The following is an 18,582-nucleotide window of genomic DNA, read 5'->3' on the forward strand; positions in this document are numbered from 1 at the left end:
GTAAAAATGGTCCCGGAATCTGTCGCTCCGGTTTCCATTTATATGTATCTGCATATAATGCGTAGCGACATCGAACTGCTTAGTCAATTTTGCATGCGCATCATTCCCAAAGATTTTGACCGTCCGCAAATGCGGAACCTTCCGAGGGGGACGACGTTGGCTTGAAACACTTGCGTTCCTGCACATCTGCGCGCACGCCAATCAGCCAAAAGGTCACCATGACTGCGCTTCGCTATTACCCAGACAGCAAACCCGGCATCACGCGCCGCCGCGCCGGGCGAGGATTTTCCTATTATGACCGGCACGGCGACCTAATCAGCGATCATGCCGAACGTGCCCGGCTTGCTGCCCTCGCCGTGCCCCCGGCCTATGACAACGTGTGGATCAGCCCGTTTGACAACGGCCACCTTTTGGCTACCGGTTATGATACGCGCGAGCGCAAACAATACCGATATCATCCGCAGTGGTCTCAGGTGCAGGCCGAAACCAAATTCGCGTCGCTTGTCGATTTTGGGGCCGCCCTACCCCGCTTGCGCGCCCGCGCACAGCGCGATCTGCGCGATGACCTGGGCGAACAGAGCTTTGCGCTCGCCGCGGCGGTGACGATGATTGACCAACTGTCACTGAGGGTCGGAGGTGCGGTTTATGCCAAGACCAACGGCACCTACGGCACATTAACCTTGAAGCGCCAGCATGTGCGGCTGCGGAACGGTAAGCTGCAGGTGTCTTTTCTGGCCAAGGGCGGCAAACGCGTGCGGCGACAGATCGCGGACAAAACACTGTTGCGCGCGCTTCAGAAGATCAGGGACCTTCCGGGTGCGGAACTGTTGGCATGGCTTGACGATCAGGGCCAACCGCACACCCTCACATCGGCCGCACTCAACAGCTACATCGGCGAGGCAAGCGGCGCTGTCGGGTTCTCGGCCAAGACGTTTCGCACCTGGGCCGGTACGCTTGCCGCGTTCGAAATCGCCTGCGCGCAGGACAAGCCCAAGATTACGGAAATGGCCGACGCCGCCGCGCAGCGTCTGCACAACACCCCGGCAATTGCGCGCAGCAGCTACATCCACCCCGCAGTCATAGACCTTTGCGAAACGCCGCAGCAACTGCCCCGCGCGGGGCGACAAAAGGGGCTGTCGCTGATTGAAAGGCGCTTGATGTCGTTTCTGCGCGCAGTGGCAGAGGCTGAAGGCACCGGGTGACGGGATAAAAGCCTTTCGCGCTCTGGTCTAAATTTTGAACCTTTATGTCATTGGGTCGTTCAATACTTACAGCAGGCCCTTGGATGATCAGCGGGACTTGCAAACGTATCAACGACATCAATGGGCCAAAGTCACTGGTCCGCATTCATGCAACACGAGGAACTTTGAATGACCACGTCCGCGACACCGGCCCTGAGCAAGGTACTGGATCAGATTGACGGTCTGGCGGAGGCAAAGTCTGACGTTGCCGTGCAAGATATTATCGACTGCCTTGGACAACATTCATTTGCGTCGACGATGCTGTCGTTTTCGCTGATTTCGGCCTCCCCGGCCAGTGGCGTGCCGGGGGTGACAGCGTTCATGGCGCTGATTATTTTCATTCTGGCGATGCAGATGGTGATCGGGCGAAAGCATCTATGGCTTCCAGGATTTGTGGTCCACCGACGGATATCTGCTGACAAACTTGGCAAGGGCGTGCAGTGGCTTCGCAAGCCGACGCGTTTTGTCGAGCGATGCTTGAAGGAACGCGCCACTTTCATGGTGCATCGACCCTGGCTGTTCTTGCCGCTGTTTCTGGTCATCGCATTAACGATGGTCATGCCCTTCTTGGAGTTTGTCCCCATGTCCGGGTCAATTGCCTCGGCGATTATCGCTCTTTTTGCCGCAGGGCTGCTGACCCGCGATGGTGCGCTGGTTTCGGTGACGCTTGTCTTGATGTCATTGGTCCCCTTTGCCCTGTGGTGGTTCGGCCTGCGATGAAAAAATAAGGCTTGGGCGCGGGCTATGCGCCAGATCGGCTTCGGCTACCCGACCCGCCGATATCGACCGTCATTTAAAGAAACTGCGGCCCACGGCGGGAACCCAACCCGCTGCCGACGGTTAACTCTGTAAGCGGTTCGACCAAGTGAGCCAACCGACGCTGCACAAAACAGCAGGTGCAGTGACCATAGCGTTTAAATGAAAAGGAAGCCCGATGTCCTCTCCCGATACCAATCTCGACAAACAAAAACGCCGCCACGCTGGACCGCTTATTGGTATGGCCGTCGTGACCGTTCTCGCCATTGCCATAATCGTATACTGGGTTGGCGAAGAAGTGGCGACAGCGCCAGAAAATGGCGCGGAAACCGTCCAAGAGGGTTTGACCGCTGACGAGCTGAACAACGGCAAGGTTGATGCGCCAGCAAATGCGACGGTCGAAGAAGTCGCCCCTGCGTCAAAGAACTAAGTCTAAAGACATCGTTAACGAGCACGATCCGGGGCGACTAAAGGCTCATTCGTGCATAGCTGCCAAAAGCTACCGTACCCGATGTGAGGGTACCGCCAGACGGCCTTTGAGAGCAAAGGTCGTCTGATGGCGCATCGCCTGTAAAAACCGCATAAGCCCTTAAGATTGCAATATTTTTTTGCCGTGTTTTGCGAACCTGCGGAACCATGCGCGGGGTCGCGCAGTTACTCCAGCACAGACATGTAACCTAACCCCAAAGGGAGAAAACCACATGCATGGTATTTTCTATCTCATCGGCCTGATTGTGGTCGTTCTCGCTGTTCTGAATCTTGTCTTTTAGGAAAGGAGTTACCCATGGTAACCAATAGCAATGCCCCGAAAGGTCAAGGGGAAGAGTTGAAGCAGATGGCGCGAGATGTGGCCACTGAAACAATGAACACCGGCGCCCGCGTCGCAGACACCGTGGCATCAGAGGCGTCCAATTACGCCAACCAAGCCAAGGATACCGCAGCGGATGAGGTCAAAGACGTAGCATCCGCCCTGCGCGCCGCTGCCAATGATCTGCGCCGTGGCTCGCCGCAGGAACGGACCTTTAGCCAGATCGCTGATGGCCTTGCAGATGCGTCCGAAGCCGTGCGCGGCAAAGATTTATCGGAAATTGTGGGCGACCTGAACGGTTTTGCGAAACGTAATCCGCTGGTTTTCCTGGGCAGTGCCGCCTTGATCGGCTTCGCCGCGACACGCTTTGTCAAGGCGTCGGGAGATGCAACGTCGTCTCGTGACGGGTCACCATCCGAATATGCGATGGACCGCCCTGCCCCCGCGGATCGGCCGGCAGCACCCCATGTTGTAACGGGAGAACGCTCATGACCACTGACCCCAACAAAACCGCAGGTGGACTGCTAAGTGATGCGCTGGCGCACGTCAGCGCACTGGTCCGCAAAGAGGTCGATCTGGCCCGCGCAGAGGTAAACGAGAACCTCAAGTCCGCCGGTATCGCACTCGGGCTGATCGTTGGTGCTGTTGTCGTCGCGTTGACCGCCCTCAACGTTTTGACTGCCGCCCTAGTCGCGGCCCTGACCGAAGCGGGCATCCCCGCTGGGTGGTCCGCACTGATCGTTGGCATCGCACTGGCAGTCGTCGCTTATGTGATGATCAACAAAGGTACAAATGATCTGAAACTTAGCAGCCTTGCACCGACCCGCACGGCAAAGAACGTCAAGCGCGATGCGCAGACTGTAAAGGAGGTTTATGATGACAAGTAATACCAAGAACCCCGATGAAATTGAACGCGAAATCGAACAAGAGCGTGCCGGTCTGTCAAGAACCCTTGATGATCTGCAAGAGCGGTTTTCCGTAGAAGGTGTGGCCCGCCAATTTACCGATCAGTTCCGCGAACATGGTGGCGACATCGGTCGTTCGGTGTCTGACGCAGTAAAGCGCAACCCGGTTGCGCTGGCTGTTACCGGTGTGGGGCTCGCTTGGCTGATGTTTGGTGGCAACACCCAGACGCGGCCGCGCGATGATCACGGCTATTCCTCGGATCGTCGTTTCGGCGCCGTAGATCGTGACAGCGCCATTAGCCAAGACCGTAACGCCGAGCGCTTCCGCCACACGACGCAGGCGCAAAGCACTGGCTACTCGCACGGCAGACCGACGCAAGGCACCGTGCCAAGCTGGGCCCGCACCATGGACGATACGCACGACAACGCCGGTTCGATGACCGACAGCGCCCGTTCTGCGGCCTCTCGGGTCTCTGACGGCGTTTCTGGGGCCGCCTCGTCGGTCGCAGGCACGGCCAAGAGCGCCGGGTCGTCGATTGCGAGCGGCGCCCGGTCAGCGGGTGATGCGGTATCGTCCACAGGACGTGCCGTTGCAGACGGCGTAAAGGGTACGGCGCACAGCGCGGCGGACCGTGCCAGCGCCATGCGCGCCCGTCTGGCCGAAGGGACCGATACGCTGAGCGAAGACGCTCGTGAGCGCGTCATCGCGGCACGGGCGCGTGCCATGGACGCTTGGGAGGCTACAGGTCGCTACACGCAGCAAGGGCGCGAGCGCGCAGTCGACCTGTTCGACGAGCATCCCTTGATTGCAGGTGCGCTGGCAGTGGCCGTTGGTGCCGCGTTTGGTGCGGCATTGCCACGTAGCCGGACAGAAGACACCTATTTGGGTGAACACCGCGACGCCCTCTTCCACGAGGCCGAGCGTATCTATGCAGAAGAGAAGGAAAAGCTTGGCAACGTTGCGCAAGCTGCCAAGGACGAAGCGAGCAAAATTGCACGCGAGGCCAAAGCAGACGCGGATGCAAAGGCGCCGGGCGAGACTGCCGTCGACGCAATGGTGAACAAGGCCAAAGAGTCTGGCAAGCGTGTCGCTGACAAGGCGAAAAGTGAAGCTGACAAGCAAAAGCTGGGTGATATCACCAACTAAGGCGCGCGATCGCCAGGCCTGCCCCTGATCGCCGGGGGCAGGCCAATCAATTTGAAAGCGGGATTATTATGACACGTGGACGCGGGGCCGAGACACCAGCTGAGATACCACCCAAGGGGTGGTTTGATATTCTCGTGCGGGTTAAGAAGGAAATCACCGACGACCACCTGTCATTGATCGCCGCTGGCGTTGCGTTTTACGCGCTGCTGGCTCTTTTCCCTGCCATAACCGCATTGATGGCGCTGGCTGGTCTGCTGGTCGAACCAGCGCAGGTCGCAGAGCAAATCCAAACCCTCGCCGCGCTGATGCCGGAAGAAGCGGCAACAATCATTCTTGATCAGGCCATCGAAGTCACGGGGTCCGAAGAAACCGGGCTGGGGTGGGCGTTTATCATCGGTCTGGGCCTTGCGCTTTATTCGGCGTCCAAGGGAATGGCGAGCCTGATGGAAGGGCTGAACGTCGCCTATGATGAAGCGGAGAGCCGAGGGTTTATCAAACGCACGCTCTGGACGCTTGCGCTGACCGTGCTGCTGGTGGTCGGATTGGTGATGGGGCTGACCGCTACATTGGCCGTGCCTGCGGTAGTTGGCTTTTTCACGCTCCCCGGTTGGCTTGAAACGCTACTGTCCTACGGCAGTTGGGCGGTGCTTGCCCTGCTGTCGATCACCGGGCTGGGCGCGCTGTATCGCTATGGCCCTGCGCGTGACAATGCGGAATGGAAATGGCTGGCACCCGGTACCGTGATCGCCTGCGCGGTCTGGCTCATCGCGTCGCTTGGGTTTTCGATCTACGTTGGTAACTTCGGCAGCTATAACGAGACGTTCGGCAGCATGGCAGGGGCGATTATCCTTCTGATGTGGCTGTGGATTTCTGCCTTCATCGTGCTGATTGGCGCAGAATTCAACGCAGAGATGGAGGCCCAGACTCGCGCCGACACCACTGTCGGTGAGGACGAGCCGATGGGCCAACGCGGCGCCGAGAAAGCCGATCGTCTGGGAAAAGCGCAGAAATAATTGACCGGCTAAACAGACTGATTTGTTTGAACAATATATGCCCTGCACGTCATCACAAATCGGCAGGAACAAATTTTATTTGGAACCACCACCGGCGTCGGGTGTTAACCCGCCATAAACGCCGCCCGCCTACGGTTTGGTGGTTACAAAGGAGGTTCGAGATGCCCGCAACATTTAGAGACCAACAAAAAGCCGCATGTGCAGCACTTGCCGCCAAACGTGGCGAAACGAACGAAAGTGCACTCAAGGGGGCATCAAAAGACATGTTCGAATGGATGACTGAGAGCGAGTTGGAAGAATTAGCACATAGTTTTCCGCTTACCTCTCACGCACAATCCGGCACAGATCACAGGCAATCGGCCGAATAGCAGCGTGCCTTTACGGCCAAGCGGGTTAGCTGGGTTGCCGAGTTTTCGTGGCGTTATGCCTGCTACTGCGTGAAATTCATCTTTGTACACGATCGCCCCTTCTATCAGAGGGCGTCTTTGCCGGGCAGGCTGATCAAATATTCAGACATTTGCCAAATCTCGTCTCAACGTCCGTCAGCGGACCGATGCGGTATGCTCATCAAGTTGCCAGCATCCTCACAGTTCCTTGAAGGGCGCATCAATTCGATGGCAACGCTGTCTGAGCGTCCCGCCAACCGCTTGGAATGAAGCGTTAGCAGGGCTTATTGATCGGCATCGGGGGCGTTCAATGTCGACCACGTTTCGTCGCGCGGTGGCGAGGGCGGCGCGTCGCAGGTCCGACGGTGGATCGCGACCTTTGCAATGAAATTCGCAGAGATCGGCGCCGTGACGAACAGAAACGCCATGATCAGCATCTCATGTGTCGACGTATCGCCCAGCAAAAATGAATGGACCATAGACGCCAAAAGCAACATCCCGATCCCAACTGTACCGACCTTTGTCGGTGCGTGCAGGCGTGTCATGGGGTCGTTGAACTTGACCAGACCAATCACGCCGACCACAACAAACACCGACCCGATCAGCAGGCAAAGTGCGACGAAGTAGGTTCCAATAATCTCGACGGTCATTCGATGATGTCCCCGCGCAACAAAAACCGCGCCAAAGCGACGGTAGAAACGAACCCTAACATCGCAATCAGCAGCGCTACCTCAAAGTAAATCTGAACGCCCAGATGAATGCCGAGCACCACAACGATGCCCAAGGCGTTGATGACCATGGTGTCAAGCGCAAGGATACGATCCCCGGGTGTCGGCCCCATGATCAGACGTGCCATGGAGAATATCTGACCCAGTGCAAGCGCTGCGAAGGCAATCATCAGCGTGACGTCTAAAATTCCAGTTGCCATGGTCATAGAAAAATCTCCAGCAGTCTGCGCTCGTATCGGGATTTGATGTCATCGCGGACGGCGTCAGGATCGTCTGTGTGCAACACATGCACCAAGAGGCTGTGTCCCTGATCCGATAGATCGGCGGACACTGTGCCGGGTGTCAGCGTGATGGTCCCGGCCAGCAAGGTAATAGCCTCAGGTTGGCGCAGTTCCAGCGGCACCACAATCCAGGTCGGCTTTAGCTTTGCGTTTGGAACAGTCAGTACGATCCATGCCACCTGTATGTTGGCGACCAGAATATCCCACATCACGATCAGCGTGTAGGTCATCATCTTGCCAAGCCGGAACCCCTTAGGCGTTTCGGGCCACCACACAGAGGTCGCCCACGGAATGATGACTCCAAGCAAGATGCCGAAAACAACCATGCCGGCAGACAGTTCGTTCTGAAGCAATGTCCAGACCACCGCTAATATTAACGTCAGAAACGGGTGTGGCAGCAGCCAGTGAAATGCGCGCGCCATGTCAGTGATCCCCTTTCGATGTGCTCAGCTTGCCGGGGGTATCCATCACCTTGGCGATATAAGGCCCGGGTGCAAACAACTGCTTGGCAATGGACGTCGCGTAGCCATGCACCTGCCCCGCAAATACCGTATGCAGCGCCAGCAGCGCAATCAGACCACCGACAGCGACATAGGACAAAGCAGATGGTGGCTCGTGCACCGGCGCCTCATCGTTGGGCGTGACGCCATGTGCCTTCCAGAACAAAATGCTGCCCGCACGCGAGAAGCCTATGATCGCAATCAGGCTGGACCCCAGCACGACGGCCCAAATCCAAACAACCAGATCGCTGTCAAAGGCGGCGTCGAGCACCAACAGCTTGCCCAGAAAACCTGATAGCGGCGGCAACCCGGCCATGGCGATTGCGCCGGCAAAGAACAGCGCCGCCGTGAGCGCGGATCCTGCGACGGGCGGTTGCGGCGTCAGGTCAAGGTCGGCGCGCCCCTTGCGCACCAGATCCGAGATCAGAAACAGCGCCGCCCCTGCCAGTGTCGAATGCACGATATAGTAAAGTGCTGCCGCAATGCCCTCGGGGCTGAACAATGAGATGGAAATCATCACCATCCCCATTGAGCCAATGACCGAGTAGGCTACCAGACGATCAAGCCTCTTGGCGGCCAGCACCCCCACCATGCCGATCGCCAAGGATACCAAGGCCGCGGGCAGCAACCAAAGGTCGAACAGGCCGGCGGTCGTCTGTAACTCGGGCGGGAAGATCATCGTATAGACGCGGATGATGGCGTAGGCGCCCACTTTGGTCATAATGGCAAACAGCGCCGCCACCGGTGCGGGCGCCTCGGCATAGCTGGATGGCAACCAGAAATGCAGCGGCACAACGGCAGCCTTGATTGCAAAGACCAGCAGCAACAGCACCGCCGCCACGCGAATGCCAACCGTGTCTTCTGGACCGATCATCGCCACCCGGTTTGCCAGGTCGGCCATGTTCAGAGTGCCTGTCTCGGCGTAGATGGAACCAAGCGCGAAGAGAAATAACGTCGAGCCGATCAGGTTGAACAGCACGTATTGCACACCCGCACGCAGCCGCGCAGTGCCGCCGGCGTGGATCATCAACCCGTAAGAGGCGATCAGCAGCACTTCGAAAAAGACAAACAGGTTGAACAAGTCGCCGGTGAGGAATGCACCAAGGATGCCCATCAACTGGAACTGAAAAAGGGCATGAAAATGTCGCCCGCGATTGTCCCAGCCTGAACCGATAGCATAGAGCAGAACGAACAGCGCCAACACAACTGTTAGCAGCACCATGAAGGTCGACAGACGGTCACCGACCAGCACAATGCCAAAAGGCGCGGCCCAATCGCTGAGCTGGTATAGAATGACTGTGCCATCGGCGGTCTGCACGGCCAGCCCGATCGCAATGGCAATCAGCGTCAGAACCCCTGCCACCGAAAACGTCCGCTGAATGCCGATATGATAACGCGCCGCCAACACGATGAAGGGTGCCAGCATAGCGGGCAGAACGATGGGCGCGATGATCCAGTGGTTCATGACTGGCCCTCCACCTTGGGCTCGGCCCCATCGGTCGGATCATCCACATGGTCATCGTCAGACCCCAGAAATGCCCCGAGGCCAATCATCACGACCACAGCCGTCATGCCAAATGAGATCACGATGGCCGTCAGCACCAAGGCCTGCGGCAGCGGGTCGGTATAGGCTGTGGCACCATCACTCAGGATCGGTGGGGCCCCGATGGTCAAGCGACCCGACGCAAACAGAAATACGTTGACCGCATAGGTCAGCAACGACATCCCCAGGATCACTGGAAAGGTCCGCAGGCGCAGCATGAGGTAAATCCCACCGGCGGTCAGGATGCCAATGGCAGAAGCGACAAGAAATTCCATATCACACCCCCTCCTGAAGCGCAGCAGACGTCTCAGGCGGTGGATCAACACGCGAGGGGTCGATATCCATCGCGTGCTCGTTGTCCGACGTATGCGCGCGCCGTGCAAGGCGCGAGAAACTTTCGAGCGACAGCATCACAGCGCCGACAACGGCCAGGAAAACCCCAAGGTCAAACAACGCAGCCGTAGCCAGTTCGAACTTTTCAAACGGCGGGATGCGCACATAGGTAAAATCAGAGGTCAGGAATGGTTTGCCGAAAAACCACGATCCGATCCCGGTTAAACCCGCGATCAGCACCCCTGCCCCGATGACCCCGTGATACGGGTATTTCAACCGCGCAGACGTCCAGGCAAAGCCGCTGGCCATGTACTGCATCACAACGGCAATGGACACGATAAGCCCGGCGATGAACCCGCCACCAGGCTCGTTATGGCCCCGCAGGAAGATGTAAAAGCCCACCATCAGCACCACGGGCATGATCACCCGCGTCAACACGACCATCATCATCGGATGGGTGTCACCCGCGCGCGGCTGATCCGGTTTGCGGTTCAACAGTCGGGCGCGCACAGGCCCGCTTAGCAAGGTTTCGGTCAGTGCGTAAATCAACAGCGCCGCGATGCCGAGAACGATGATCTCGCCGTAGGTGTCAAACCCCCGGAAATCGACAAGGATGACGTTGACCACATTGGTACCGCCGCCGCCTTTATAGGCATTTGCCAGATGAAATTCGGAAATCGGCGTGCCGACCGCCGACCGCAGCATATAGTAATAGGCCAGTGCAAAGGTCGCCAGACCGCCCACTGCCGCAATAGTGATGTCACGCATCCGGCGCAGTGTGCTGCTTTCTATCGGGGTGTGATTGGGCAGAAAGTTTAGCGCAAGCAACAGCAGGATGATCGTCACCACTTCGACGGTAAACTGCGTCATCGCCAGATCCGGCGCGCTGAAAAAGACAAATCCGACAGACACCATAAGGCCCACGATACCCAGCAGGATCAGCGACAACAGCCGATTGTGGTGCAGTAGAATCAGCGCGAGGGTTGCTGCCACCAGCATGCCCCACCCAGCGACAGACACAGGGCCAACGGGCTGCATTGTGCGCGTCGCCGCTGTGACTGTTCCGGTGACCCAGGCGTGTAGCCCTGCCGCGATGATCACCACGGTTCCGATGGCGGCGTAGCGGGTGAAAGCACCGTTGTGCAGCGGTAGGATCAACGCCCGTGCCAGCCGCGCCGCTGTTTCAACGATGGCGTCGAATATCACCTTGGCCTCGGGCCGCGGGGTCGCGTCCCACAGACGCAGCGCTGGTTTGAAGAGCGCAAGCAGCACAAGCCCGCCCACAACCGCAATGGCGGACAAATAAAGCGCAGGCACCAGCCCGTGCCAAATCTTGAAATGCTCCTCGGGGACTTGCGCGGCGTCTCCCAGAACGGAGGCGGTAACCAGCTTGACGAATGGTTCTGCCAGGAAAGGTGCGACCCCGATCACCACAACCGGCACAATAAGCAGTGCTGGGGGCAGCCACATGCCTGCACCTGGGTCGTGCGGAGCGGACGGATAGTCATCACGAACAGTGCCGAAAAAGACGTGCCCAATCAGGCGGAAGCAATAGGCCGCCGAAAATAGCGCACCAACCGTGGCCAGCGTCGGCACCAGCCAGGGCACGTCGAACAGTACGGTGTGGTTCGCTTCTTCGAGCATCATTTCCTTGCTGAGAAAGCCGTTGAGCAAGGGTATGCCCGCCATAGAAAGCGCCGCCAGCGACGCGATGACAAAGGTGACGGGCATCAGCTTGCGCAGACCGCCCAAACGCCGGATATCGCGGGTATGCGCCTCGTGGTCAATGATCCCGGCAGACATGAACAAGGCCGCCTTGAAGGTCGCATGGTTGAGAATGTGGAACACGGCAGCCATCGCGCCAAAGGCTGTTCCTGTCCCCAAAAGCATCGTGATCAACCCCAGATGGCTGACCGTTGAAAACGCCAGCAGGGCTTTCAGATCATGTTTAAAAAGCGCGATCACTGCGCCCAACACCATTGTCACCAACCCGGCGGTGGTGACGATCATAAACCACTCAGGCGTGCCCGACAGCACGGGCCACATGCGCGCCATCAGGAAAATGCCCGCTTTGACCATTGTGGCCGAATGTAGATAGGCCGAAACCGGTGTCGGCGCGGCCATGGCGTGTGGCAACCAAAAGTGGAATGGGAACTGCGCAGACTTTGTAAAACATCCCAGCAGAATCAGGATCAATGCCGGCAGATACAAGGGATCGGCCTGAATGAGATCCCGGTTTTGCAGGATGACGCTAAGGTCGTAGCTGCCGACGATCTGACCCAGAATCAACATCCCCCCGATCATCGCCAAACCACCTGTGCCGGTCACGGCCAAGGCCATCCGCGCACCCTGCCGCCCTTCGGGCAAATGCTTCCAATAGCCGATCAACAGGAACGAAGAGAGCGACGTAAGTTCCCAGAAAACCAGCAAAAGCAGGATGTTGTCGCTCAGAACGATGCCGACCATAGCGCCCTGAAACAGCAAAAGATAAGTGAAAAACTCACCCATGTTGTCATCGCGGCTGAGATAACGGCGCGCATAGGCGATAATCAAAAGCCCGATCCCAAGGATCAACAGAGCGAAGAAAAAGCCAAGCCCGTCTAGCATCAAAGTGAAGTTCAGCCCAAGCGACGGCAGCCATTCAACACGCGCGGTCACCACGCCACCGGCGAGGACCGTCGGCGCGTTGGTCAACAGGCCGATAAAAGCGGTCAGCGAAACCGTAAAGGTCACACCGGCACAGGCCGACCGGCCGGCGGAATTCATAAGACCGGGCAGAAGCGCACCGAGGAAAGGAAGAAGGACGACAAAGATTAGTGACACAGGCGTTCCCGATGTAATTCGAGGGGTATGTGCGCAAAATATCGCCCGACGTGCAATGGCGAAGTCAGAGATTTTGCATCGTTCTACGCCCGTTTTTCTGAGGCAAAGGATAGGGGCGCACCGGAGATTTGCTGCAAAACCCCGCCGTCAGCCGCTAAGTATCCCTGTACGTTCCAGGCGGGGGCGGCTGGCCTGGCGGAAGGGCTAAGCATTGGCGCTGGTTATACCTTTGTCGTCGGGCGGCGGATGGGTTGGAATCTGCCACTTCTCAGCGAATTGCAATCAACCCGACAGCGACGTGTAGTCGCTTCGCAGAATGTTTTTCTGTACCTTCCCCATCGTGTTGCGCGGCAAGGCGTCAAGAAAGAAAATCTTTCGCGGCAGCTTGAAGCGTGCAAGTTCAGTAGAGATGGCGTTCATGATATCGTCTTCAGTCACCGACCCGCCGGGTTCTCGCACGACGGCGACTGCAACACTTTCACCAAAATCCGCATGATCAATGCCAAAGGCCGCGCTCTCCACAACGCCCGTTACCTGATCAATGGCGGTTTCGATTTCCTTGGGGTAGATGTTGTACCCCCCCGAGATGATCAAATCCTTTGACCGCCCCACAATGGTGACATAGCCATCTTCGTCAATCTGCCCCAGGTCGCCGGTGATGAACCAACCGTCAGGCCTGATTTCCTCGGCGGTTTTTTCGGGCATGTTCCAATAGCCTTTGAACAGGTTTGGCCCGCGCACCTCGATCCCGCCAATCTGACCTTGGGGCAGAATATCCCCTTCTGCAGTCGCTATGCGCAGCTCGACATCGGCAAGGGGCACGCCGACAGTGCCCGGTTTGCGCATTCCCTCAAAGGGATTGGAGGTGTTCATACCTGTTTCGGTCATACCGTAGCGTTCCAGTACGGTATGACCGGTACAGGATTGCCACTCGCGGTGGGTCTCTGTGAGCATCGGCGCCGAACCCGACACAAAGAGGCGCATCTTCGACGCTACATCCTGAGACAAATCAGGGTGTTGCAATAGGCGGGTGTAAAAGGTCGGAACGCCCATCAACGTGGTGGCCCGCGCGAAATCGCCGATAATAGCACCAGCGTCAAACGCGCGGTGAAACACGAGCGCGCCGCCCGCGGCCAAAGTGATGTTAATTGCAACAAATAGCCCATGAGTGTGAAACAACGGCAACGCATGGATCAGAACGTCACTGCCTGTGAACTGCCAAAGGTCGCGCAGCGTTTCAGCGTTGGAGGCCAGATTGCCGTGGGTCAGCATCGCGCCCTTGGAACGGCCCGTGGTGCCGGAGGTGTAGAGAAACGCCGCCAGATCGTCGCGTCCGCGCGCCACAGCCTCGGATATGGGATCTGCGGCGTTGGCACGCTCTTTCAGGGTTCCATTTCCCTCGGCGTCAAGTGTCAGCACGGTCTCGATCTTGGCCGCGCGTGTTACTTCGGCCAGGGCTTCTTGTCGGGACGGGTCGCAGACAAACACCTTGGGGCTGGCGTCGCCCAGAAAATAACCAACTTCTGCGGCCGTATAGGCTGTGTTTAGCGGCAGATGGATCGCCCCGGCCAATATCGTACCGAGATACAACTCAAGGACTTCAAGCGATTTTTCCGCCTGAACCGCAACCCGCTCTCCCGGCTTGACCCCAAGATCGACAAGCGCCGATGCCACGCGCGCGGCATTCTTCCACAACTCGCCAAGGCTGGTGACCTGCCCTGTTGCAGGATCGGTCGAGAACGGCGCGCTCTCGCGTCCGACAGAGGCGGCGCGCAGGGTCCGCGCGAGGTGGTTGCCATCGTACATGTCTTGTCCTTCTCAGCGTGTCTTGACCAGACGCCGCACAGGTGGCGCGGCAATGATTTCATCAGCCGTCGAATAGGCCTCGTGATTGCGTTCGATCGTGGCGAGATCGTAGAGATAGTTTACCATCACTCCCCAAGACGCCTTTTGACCACGTTCGCTCTTGTCGGCGCCGGGGTGTATCTGTTCCAGCCGCGCCCCATTGCCGAGGTGAAAACGGGCCACCGGGTCGGTCGCGCCACCGCGTGGGGCGCGTGCCACCAGCATGTAATGCGCGGTCAGTTCAGCCAGCCCGTCTGGCGTCTCGCCACTTTCGGCGCGCGCGACGATGTCCACCAAGCGCGCAGGTAGCGCGTCTTGAGCGATCTGCGCAAGAGCCCATCGGCGCAACCCTGGAACCGGGGATAGGGTCACAAAGGTCGTCAGCTTTGCGAAATCGCGCCTCAACTCCTCGACCACCTGTTTGATCAGAAAGTTACCAAACGAGATGCCGCGCAGCCCGTCCTGACAGTTTGAGATAGAGTAAAACACAGCCGTAAGGGCCTGATCCGGGGCCAGCATTTCACGCTCGGACGCCAGAATTGCATCAATGTTGCCCGGAATAGAATGCGTCAAAGCGACTTCGACAAAAATCAGCGGATCATCCAGCAGCGCGGGATGAAAAAACGCATATAGACGGCGATCAGGGGCGGCGACACGGCGGCGCAGATCACTCCAGCCCGAAATTTCATGCACGGCTTCGTATTGAATGATCTTTTCTAGAACGGCAGCGGAGGTGTTCCAATCTATGCTACGCAGTTCGAGAAAGCCCCGGTTGAACCACGAGCTGAACAAATGTCGAAAATCGTCATCCAACGGTTTCAGCTCGGCGTCCTTCTCCATGAACGCCAGTAAATCGCGCCGCATGGACACAAGCTTCAGCGTCCCACCCGGCACCCTGTTGAGGCGGCGGATCAGCTCTTGCGAGCGCGGCTCGGACGCGGCATGAAGTCGGCGCAATGACGATTGATCACTGGTATAGGCCGCCTCAACCTTGGCCTGATCAACGCCGAACCGGTCGCGCAATGTGCTGAAAAACAGGTGCTTTTTCTCGACAGACAACTTAGCGTAGCGGTCAAAAATCACACGCGCCTGTGCCAGCCCCGTGGCCTCGCCCTTTCCGCTTAGCAATGCTTCGCAGATGTCAAAGATGTCATCTTGGGGGGCCGATTTCATCAACCCCCGGCCGCTATCAGCGACGCGCCCGATCAGATCGTTGAGAATACTGGTGGCCCGGTTCATCGCATCATCCATTCGACAGTTCTGGCCCCATGACAACGTCCGGCAGCCATGTCACGATTCCAGGAAAGGCCGACAGGATCACAATCGCCAGGATCATGCAGCCCACGAAGGGCAAGGAGCCTACGAGGATTTTCTTGAGTGAAATATCCGGCGCGATGCCGTTGATCACATAAAGGTTGAGCCCGACCGGGGGCGTGATCAGCCCGATTTCCATGTTGATCGTGACGATGACGGCAAACCAATATGGGTCGAATCCGGCGGTGATGATAATCGGCAATAGGATCGGCGCCGACATCAGGATCACTGCAACCGGCGGCAGAAAGAAACCCGCAACCAGAAGAAACAAGTTGATGATCCCCATCAGCACCCAGCGGTTCACATCGAGATTTGCAATCCACTCGGCCACCGATTGCGTGACAAAGAGCGACGATAGCATGAATGAAAACACCCCTGCCGCACCGATGATGAACAAGATCATCACCGATTCACGTGTGGAATCTCGCAACACCGCCCAAAGCGCAGTGGGCTGGTACATTCGGTAGACGACGACGGCCACGACAATACAAAGCAGCGCACCAACCGCAGCCGTTTCCGATGGCGTGGCAACCCCGCCGTACAGCGCATAAAGCACGCCCGCGATGATCACGATGAACGGAATGACACGTGGCAGGATTTCGAACCGCTGTGCCCAGGTATAGCTGATCCCTGACAGGGCAACGCCCGCCGCACCGCGCCGCCATGTGTCGTAGATCGCCCAGGCGATGAACAGCATGACAAGCAGAACACCGGGCAGAACGCCCGCCAAAAACAATCGGCCAATGCTCGTTTCCGTGGCGATACCGTAGACGATCATCGTGACCGACGGCGGGATCAGAATGCCCAGTGTGCCGCCCGCCGCGATAGAGCCTGCCGCGACTTCATCCGGGTAGCCGCGCTTGCGCATCTCGGGGATGCCCATCTTGCCGATGGCCGCGCATGTCGCCGGCGAAGAACCCGACATCGCCGCGAACAGCGCGCAAGCGCCGAGGTTTGACACCACCAGCCCGCCGGGCACGCGTGTCAACCAGCGTTCCAATGCTTCGTAAAGGTCAGGCCCCGCGCGGGTCGACGAGATTGCCGCCCCCATGATGATGAACATCGGAATAGACAGCAGCGCAAAAGAGTTCAAATCGCCGTAAAACAGCTCCGGCAGCGCCTGTAGGCTGCGTGGCCCATCAAACACATAGAGAAAGAAGGTCGCAACGATCAGCAGCCCTGCCCCCACTGGCACGCCGGAAAACAAAACGACGACGGTGGCGACGGCAACAAGGCCGCCCAGTACCAACGGATCCATCAGATGTCCTCGCGCAATGTAGTGGGGGAGGCATCGGTCATACCCTTGGCGTCTATCGGCGCACCAGACAGTACCATCCAGAGGTCACCCATCAGTTGTAACAGAAACAATGCAAAGCCCAGCGGGATCGCGAGATATGGGATCGCGAGCGGTATCGCCATCACAGTCTCAGACTTCCACCCGCGCGCCCAAGCCAGATGCCACATTTCCCAGCCGTAAAAGAGCATGATCGCGATCATCACGCCCGTGACGGCCAATGTCGCCGCAGAAAGACCGCGGCGCATTTTGGCAGGAAGCAAGGTGGGCAGCAGATCAACACCGACATGCCCGCGCAGCTTTTGTACGTAGGGCAGTCCAATCAGCGTGGCACCGATCATCAGATAGATCACAACTTCGGTTTGCCAGATCGTCGATTTGTTCAGCACGGCGCGGATGAAAATCATCTGGCAGGTGATCAGAACGGCGGCGAGGATCATGAATGAAGCGATAACGCCGCAAACTGTCGAGATAAAACCGATCAAGCGAACCGTGATCGGCATATGCCCCTTAGGGCGCGCAAATTGGGTCACGGGGGCAACTCTCCATTCAGCTATCAGGCGTAGGTAGATTGGGGAGGGGCAGGAAGACCCTGCCACCCCGGTTTTCAAAGGTCACTCGACCGAGAGCGCCAGATCGAGCAGCTTCTGACCGTCGGCCAGTTCCTCGACAAACGCCGGGTAGGACGTTGTCTTGGCCAGTTCGCGCCAGGCGTTAAAGTCGTCTTCCGTCATCTCGGCCAGCTCTACACCCGCGTCAGAGAAGGCTTTCGCAGCAACCTCATCGCCCTTTTTGGCTTCTTCCAGATAAAAGGCTTCTGCCTTTTCACTCGCCGCCATCAGCGCGGCCTGCTGCGCCTCGGTCAGACCTTCAAAGGTGGTCTTGTTCATGATCATCGGCTGATACATGAACCACAGCGCGTAATCGCCCGCAGGCGTGTAGCACTTTAACTGCTCATAAAGCCGGTAGCTGACAAAGCTTTCGGACGAGGTGTTGGCCGCATCCAGAACGCCGGTTTGCAGGGCTGTGTAAATCTCGGACGACGCCATCGAAGAGATCGAGGCCCCGGCACCTGCCAGCATTTGCTCAAACGATTTGCCCGCCGCACGAATGCTGACGCCCGACACATCATCCGGCCCGGTGATACATTCCTTGTTCGAACCGAAACCGCCCGCCAGATAACCGTGCACCAACGTGATCACGTCGTCCCCAGCCATAACGGTTTCGATTTCCTGCATGAAGGCCGACGCCGACAGGCGCGCGCCGTGGTCATGGTTCTTTACCAGCCCCGGCATCAGCGTGAGGTTATACGCCGGCTGCTGCCCGCCTGCGTAGCTGAGTGGCAGTACGGTCATATCCAACTGGCCGCGTGACAGCGGCGTGTACTGCTCGCGGGCTTTGAACAACGTTTGGTTTGGGAAAATCTGTATCTTCAGGTCGACGTCAGCTGCGGCGACTTCATCGGCCACTATTTGGGCAACTTGATGACGCACGTCGCCTTCGGACCATTGATGGCTAAGTTTTAGGGTTTCGGCGAGCGCCGGTGACGCAAGAGCGCCCACCATTGCAGCGACAGCAACGCTGGATTTGAAAAATGACATGTTTGTTCCTCCACGAACGATGTGGCGGCTGCCGATTCTCCCCCCGGCTGGCCGCATCGGTAAT

Annotated in this window: 19 protein-coding genes; 8 read left to right on the forward strand and 11 right to left on the reverse strand. The window is 58.1% G+C overall.

Annotated features, from left to right (window positions below; all coding sequences use genetic code 11):
- Positions 1-218 precede the first annotated feature (218 nt).
- The 8 genes from AC1965_RS11070 to AC1965_RS11105 all read left to right on the forward strand — a co-directional run bounded on the left by AC1965_RS11070 (position 219) and on the right by AC1965_RS11105 (position 6,238).
- Positions 219-1,202 carry a DNA topoisomerase IB gene (locus AC1965_RS11070; RefSeq protein ID WP_483883927.1) on the forward strand — a complete coding sequence of 328 codons (984 nt, stop codon included), beginning with the start codon at positions 219-221 and terminating at the stop codon, positions 1,200-1,202.
- A 168-nt stretch (positions 1,203-1,370) separates the two neighbouring features.
- Positions 1,371-1,961 carry an exopolysaccharide biosynthesis protein gene (locus AC1965_RS11075; RefSeq protein ID WP_483883928.1) on the forward strand — a complete coding sequence of 197 codons (591 nt, stop codon included), beginning with the start codon at positions 1,371-1,373 and terminating at the stop codon, positions 1,959-1,961.
- Between the two features lie 214 nt (positions 1,962-2,175).
- Entirely contained in the window at positions 2,176-2,427 is a 252-nt protein-coding gene (locus AC1965_RS11080; protein ID WP_483883929.1) for a hypothetical protein, read from the forward strand.
- Positions 2,428-2,781: 354 nt separating this feature from the next.
- Positions 2,782-3,297, forward strand: coding sequence for a hypothetical protein (locus AC1965_RS11085; protein WP_483883930.1), 516 nt, complete (start codon positions 2,782-2,784; stop codon positions 3,295-3,297).
- Positions 3,294-3,692: a phage holin family protein gene (locus AC1965_RS11090; protein ID WP_483883931.1), complete on the forward strand. Its 399-nt coding sequence runs from the start codon at positions 3,294-3,296 to the stop codon at positions 3,690-3,692. The genes AC1965_RS11085 and AC1965_RS11090 overlap by 4 nt, the downstream gene beginning before the upstream one ends.
- Positions 3,679-4,857 (forward strand): DUF3618 domain-containing protein, encoded by a 1,179-nt coding sequence (locus AC1965_RS11095; RefSeq protein WP_483883932.1) that lies wholly within the window; start codon positions 3,679-3,681, stop codon positions 4,855-4,857. The genes AC1965_RS11090 and AC1965_RS11095 overlap by 14 nt, the downstream gene beginning before the upstream one ends.
- 68 nt (positions 4,858-4,925) lie before the next feature.
- On the forward strand, positions 4,926-5,870 hold the full coding sequence (locus AC1965_RS11100) for a YihY/virulence factor BrkB family protein (RefSeq protein WP_483883933.1): 945 nt from the start codon (positions 4,926-4,928) through the stop codon (positions 5,868-5,870).
- Between the two features lie 161 nt (positions 5,871-6,031).
- Positions 6,032-6,238, forward strand: a complete 207-nt coding sequence (locus AC1965_RS11105; RefSeq protein WP_483883934.1) for a DUF3008 family protein — start codon at positions 6,032-6,034, stop codon at positions 6,236-6,238.
- 302 nt (positions 6,239-6,540) lie between these two features.
- Here AC1965_RS11105 and AC1965_RS11110 read toward each other — a convergent pair whose 3' ends face one another.
- The 11 genes from AC1965_RS11110 to dctP all read right to left on the reverse strand — a co-directional run bounded on the left by AC1965_RS11110 (position 6,541) and on the right by dctP (position 18,518).
- On the reverse strand, positions 6,541-6,906 hold the full coding sequence (locus AC1965_RS11110; protein WP_483883935.1) for a Na+/H+ antiporter subunit G: 366 nt from the start codon (positions 6,904-6,906) through the stop codon (positions 6,541-6,543).
- Positions 6,903-7,190: a K+/H+ antiporter subunit F gene (locus AC1965_RS11115; protein WP_483883936.1), complete on the reverse strand. Its 288-nt coding sequence runs from the start codon at positions 7,188-7,190 to the stop codon at positions 6,903-6,905. The genes AC1965_RS11110 and AC1965_RS11115 overlap by 4 nt, the downstream gene beginning before the upstream one ends.
- Complete coding sequence (locus tag AC1965_RS11120; RefSeq protein ID WP_483883937.1) at positions 7,187-7,687, reverse strand: Na+/H+ antiporter subunit E; 501 nt, start codon at positions 7,685-7,687, stop codon at positions 7,187-7,189. Before AC1965_RS11120 ends, AC1965_RS11115 begins: the two co-directional genes overlap by 4 nt.
- 1 nt (position 7,688) lies before the next feature.
- Positions 7,689-9,230, reverse strand: coding sequence for a monovalent cation/H+ antiporter subunit D (locus AC1965_RS11125; RefSeq protein ID WP_483883938.1), 1,542 nt, complete (start codon positions 9,228-9,230; stop codon positions 7,689-7,691).
- A complete protein-coding gene (locus AC1965_RS11130) occupies positions 9,227-9,583 on the reverse strand; it encodes a Na+/H+ antiporter subunit C (protein WP_483883939.1) in 357 nt (118 codons plus the stop codon). The genes AC1965_RS11125 and AC1965_RS11130 overlap by 4 nt, the downstream gene beginning before the upstream one ends.
- 1 nt (position 9,584) lies before the next feature.
- Complete coding sequence (locus AC1965_RS11135) at positions 9,585-12,464, reverse strand: monovalent cation/H+ antiporter subunit A (RefSeq protein ID WP_483883940.1); 2,880 nt, start codon at positions 12,462-12,464, stop codon at positions 9,585-9,587.
- A 282-nt stretch (positions 12,465-12,746) separates the two neighbouring features.
- A complete protein-coding gene (locus AC1965_RS11140) occupies positions 12,747-14,270 on the reverse strand; it encodes a malonate--CoA ligase (RefSeq protein WP_483883941.1) in 1,524 nt (507 codons plus the stop codon).
- A 12-nt stretch (positions 14,271-14,282) separates the two neighbouring features.
- The gene (locus AC1965_RS11145) at positions 14,283-15,548 is read right to left on the reverse strand and encodes a malonyl-CoA decarboxylase (RefSeq protein WP_483883942.1); all 1,266 of its coding nucleotides are present in this window, start codon (positions 15,546-15,548) and stop codon (positions 14,283-14,285) included.
- 4 nt (positions 15,549-15,552) lie between these two features.
- A complete protein-coding gene (locus tag AC1965_RS11150) occupies positions 15,553-16,881 on the reverse strand; it encodes a TRAP transporter large permease (RefSeq protein ID WP_483883943.1) in 1,329 nt (442 codons plus the stop codon).
- Positions 16,881-17,420, reverse strand: coding sequence for a TRAP transporter small permease (locus AC1965_RS11155; protein ID WP_483883944.1), 540 nt, complete (start codon positions 17,418-17,420; stop codon positions 16,881-16,883). Before AC1965_RS11155 ends, AC1965_RS11150 begins: the two co-directional genes overlap by 1 nt.
- Positions 17,421-17,531: 111 nt before the next feature.
- Positions 17,532-18,518 (reverse strand): TRAP transporter substrate-binding protein DctP, encoded by a 987-nt coding sequence (gene dctP, locus AC1965_RS11160; RefSeq protein WP_483883945.1) that lies wholly within the window; start codon positions 18,516-18,518, stop codon positions 17,532-17,534.
- Positions 18,519-18,582: the final 64 nt, after the last annotated feature.

The organism is Sulfitobacter sp. KMM 9851 (assembly GCF_057178245.1).

What these genes read in the sequence shown, in the direction of transcription:
- AC1965_RS11125 (WP_483883938.1), bottom strand. Translation starts at nt 9,230, where the DNA reads ATGAACCACTGGATCATCGCGCCCATCGTTCTGCCCGCTATGCTGGCA.
- AC1965_RS11115 (WP_483883936.1), bottom strand. Translation starts at nt 7,190, where the DNA reads ATGACCATGGCAACTGGAATTTTAGACGTCACGCTGATGATTGCCTTC.
- AC1965_RS11120 (WP_483883937.1), bottom strand. Translation starts at nt 7,687, where the DNA reads ATGGCGCGCGCATTTCACTGGCTGCTGCCACACCCGTTTCTGACGTTA.
- AC1965_RS11110 (WP_483883935.1), bottom strand. Translation starts at nt 6,906, where the DNA reads ATGACCGTCGAGATTATTGGAACCTACTTCGTCGCACTTTGCCTGCTG.
- AC1965_RS11100 (WP_483883933.1), top strand. Translation starts at nt 4,926, where the DNA reads ATGACACGTGGACGCGGGGCCGAGACACCAGCTGAGATACCACCCAAG.
- dctP (WP_483883945.1), bottom strand. Translation starts at nt 18,518, where the DNA reads ATGTCATTTTTCAAATCCAGCGTTGCTGTCGCTGCAATGGTGGGCGCT.
- AC1965_RS11085 (WP_483883930.1), top strand. Translation starts at nt 2,782, where the DNA reads ATGGTAACCAATAGCAATGCCCCGAAAGGTCAAGGGGAAGAGTTGAAG.
- AC1965_RS11080 (WP_483883929.1), top strand. Translation starts at nt 2,176, where the DNA reads ATGTCCTCTCCCGATACCAATCTCGACAAACAAAAACGCCGCCACGCT.
- AC1965_RS11130 (WP_483883939.1), bottom strand. Translation starts at nt 9,583, where the DNA reads ATGGAATTTCTTGTCGCTTCTGCCATTGGCATCCTGACCGCCGGTGGG.
- AC1965_RS11070 (WP_483883927.1), top strand. Translation starts at nt 219, where the DNA reads ATGACTGCGCTTCGCTATTACCCAGACAGCAAACCCGGCATCACGCGC.
- AC1965_RS11155 (WP_483883944.1), bottom strand. Translation starts at nt 17,420, where the DNA reads ATGCCGATCACGGTTCGCTTGATCGGTTTTATCTCGACAGTTTGCGGC.
- AC1965_RS11075 (WP_483883928.1), top strand. Translation starts at nt 1,371, where the DNA reads ATGACCACGTCCGCGACACCGGCCCTGAGCAAGGTACTGGATCAGATT.
- AC1965_RS11095 (WP_483883932.1), top strand. Translation starts at nt 3,679, where the DNA reads ATGATGACAAGTAATACCAAGAACCCCGATGAAATTGAACGCGAAATC.
- AC1965_RS11145 (WP_483883942.1), bottom strand. Translation starts at nt 15,548, where the DNA reads ATGAACCGGGCCACCAGTATTCTCAACGATCTGATCGGGCGCGTCGCT.
- AC1965_RS11140 (WP_483883941.1), bottom strand. Translation starts at nt 14,270, where the DNA reads ATGTACGATGGCAACCACCTCGCGCGGACCCTGCGCGCCGCCTCTGTC.
- AC1965_RS11150 (WP_483883943.1), bottom strand. Translation starts at nt 16,881, where the DNA reads ATGGATCCGTTGGTACTGGGCGGCCTTGTTGCCGTCGCCACCGTCGTC.
- AC1965_RS11090 (WP_483883931.1), top strand. Translation starts at nt 3,294, where the DNA reads ATGACCACTGACCCCAACAAAACCGCAGGTGGACTGCTAAGTGATGCG.
- AC1965_RS11105 (WP_483883934.1), top strand. Translation starts at nt 6,032, where the DNA reads ATGCCCGCAACATTTAGAGACCAACAAAAAGCCGCATGTGCAGCACTT.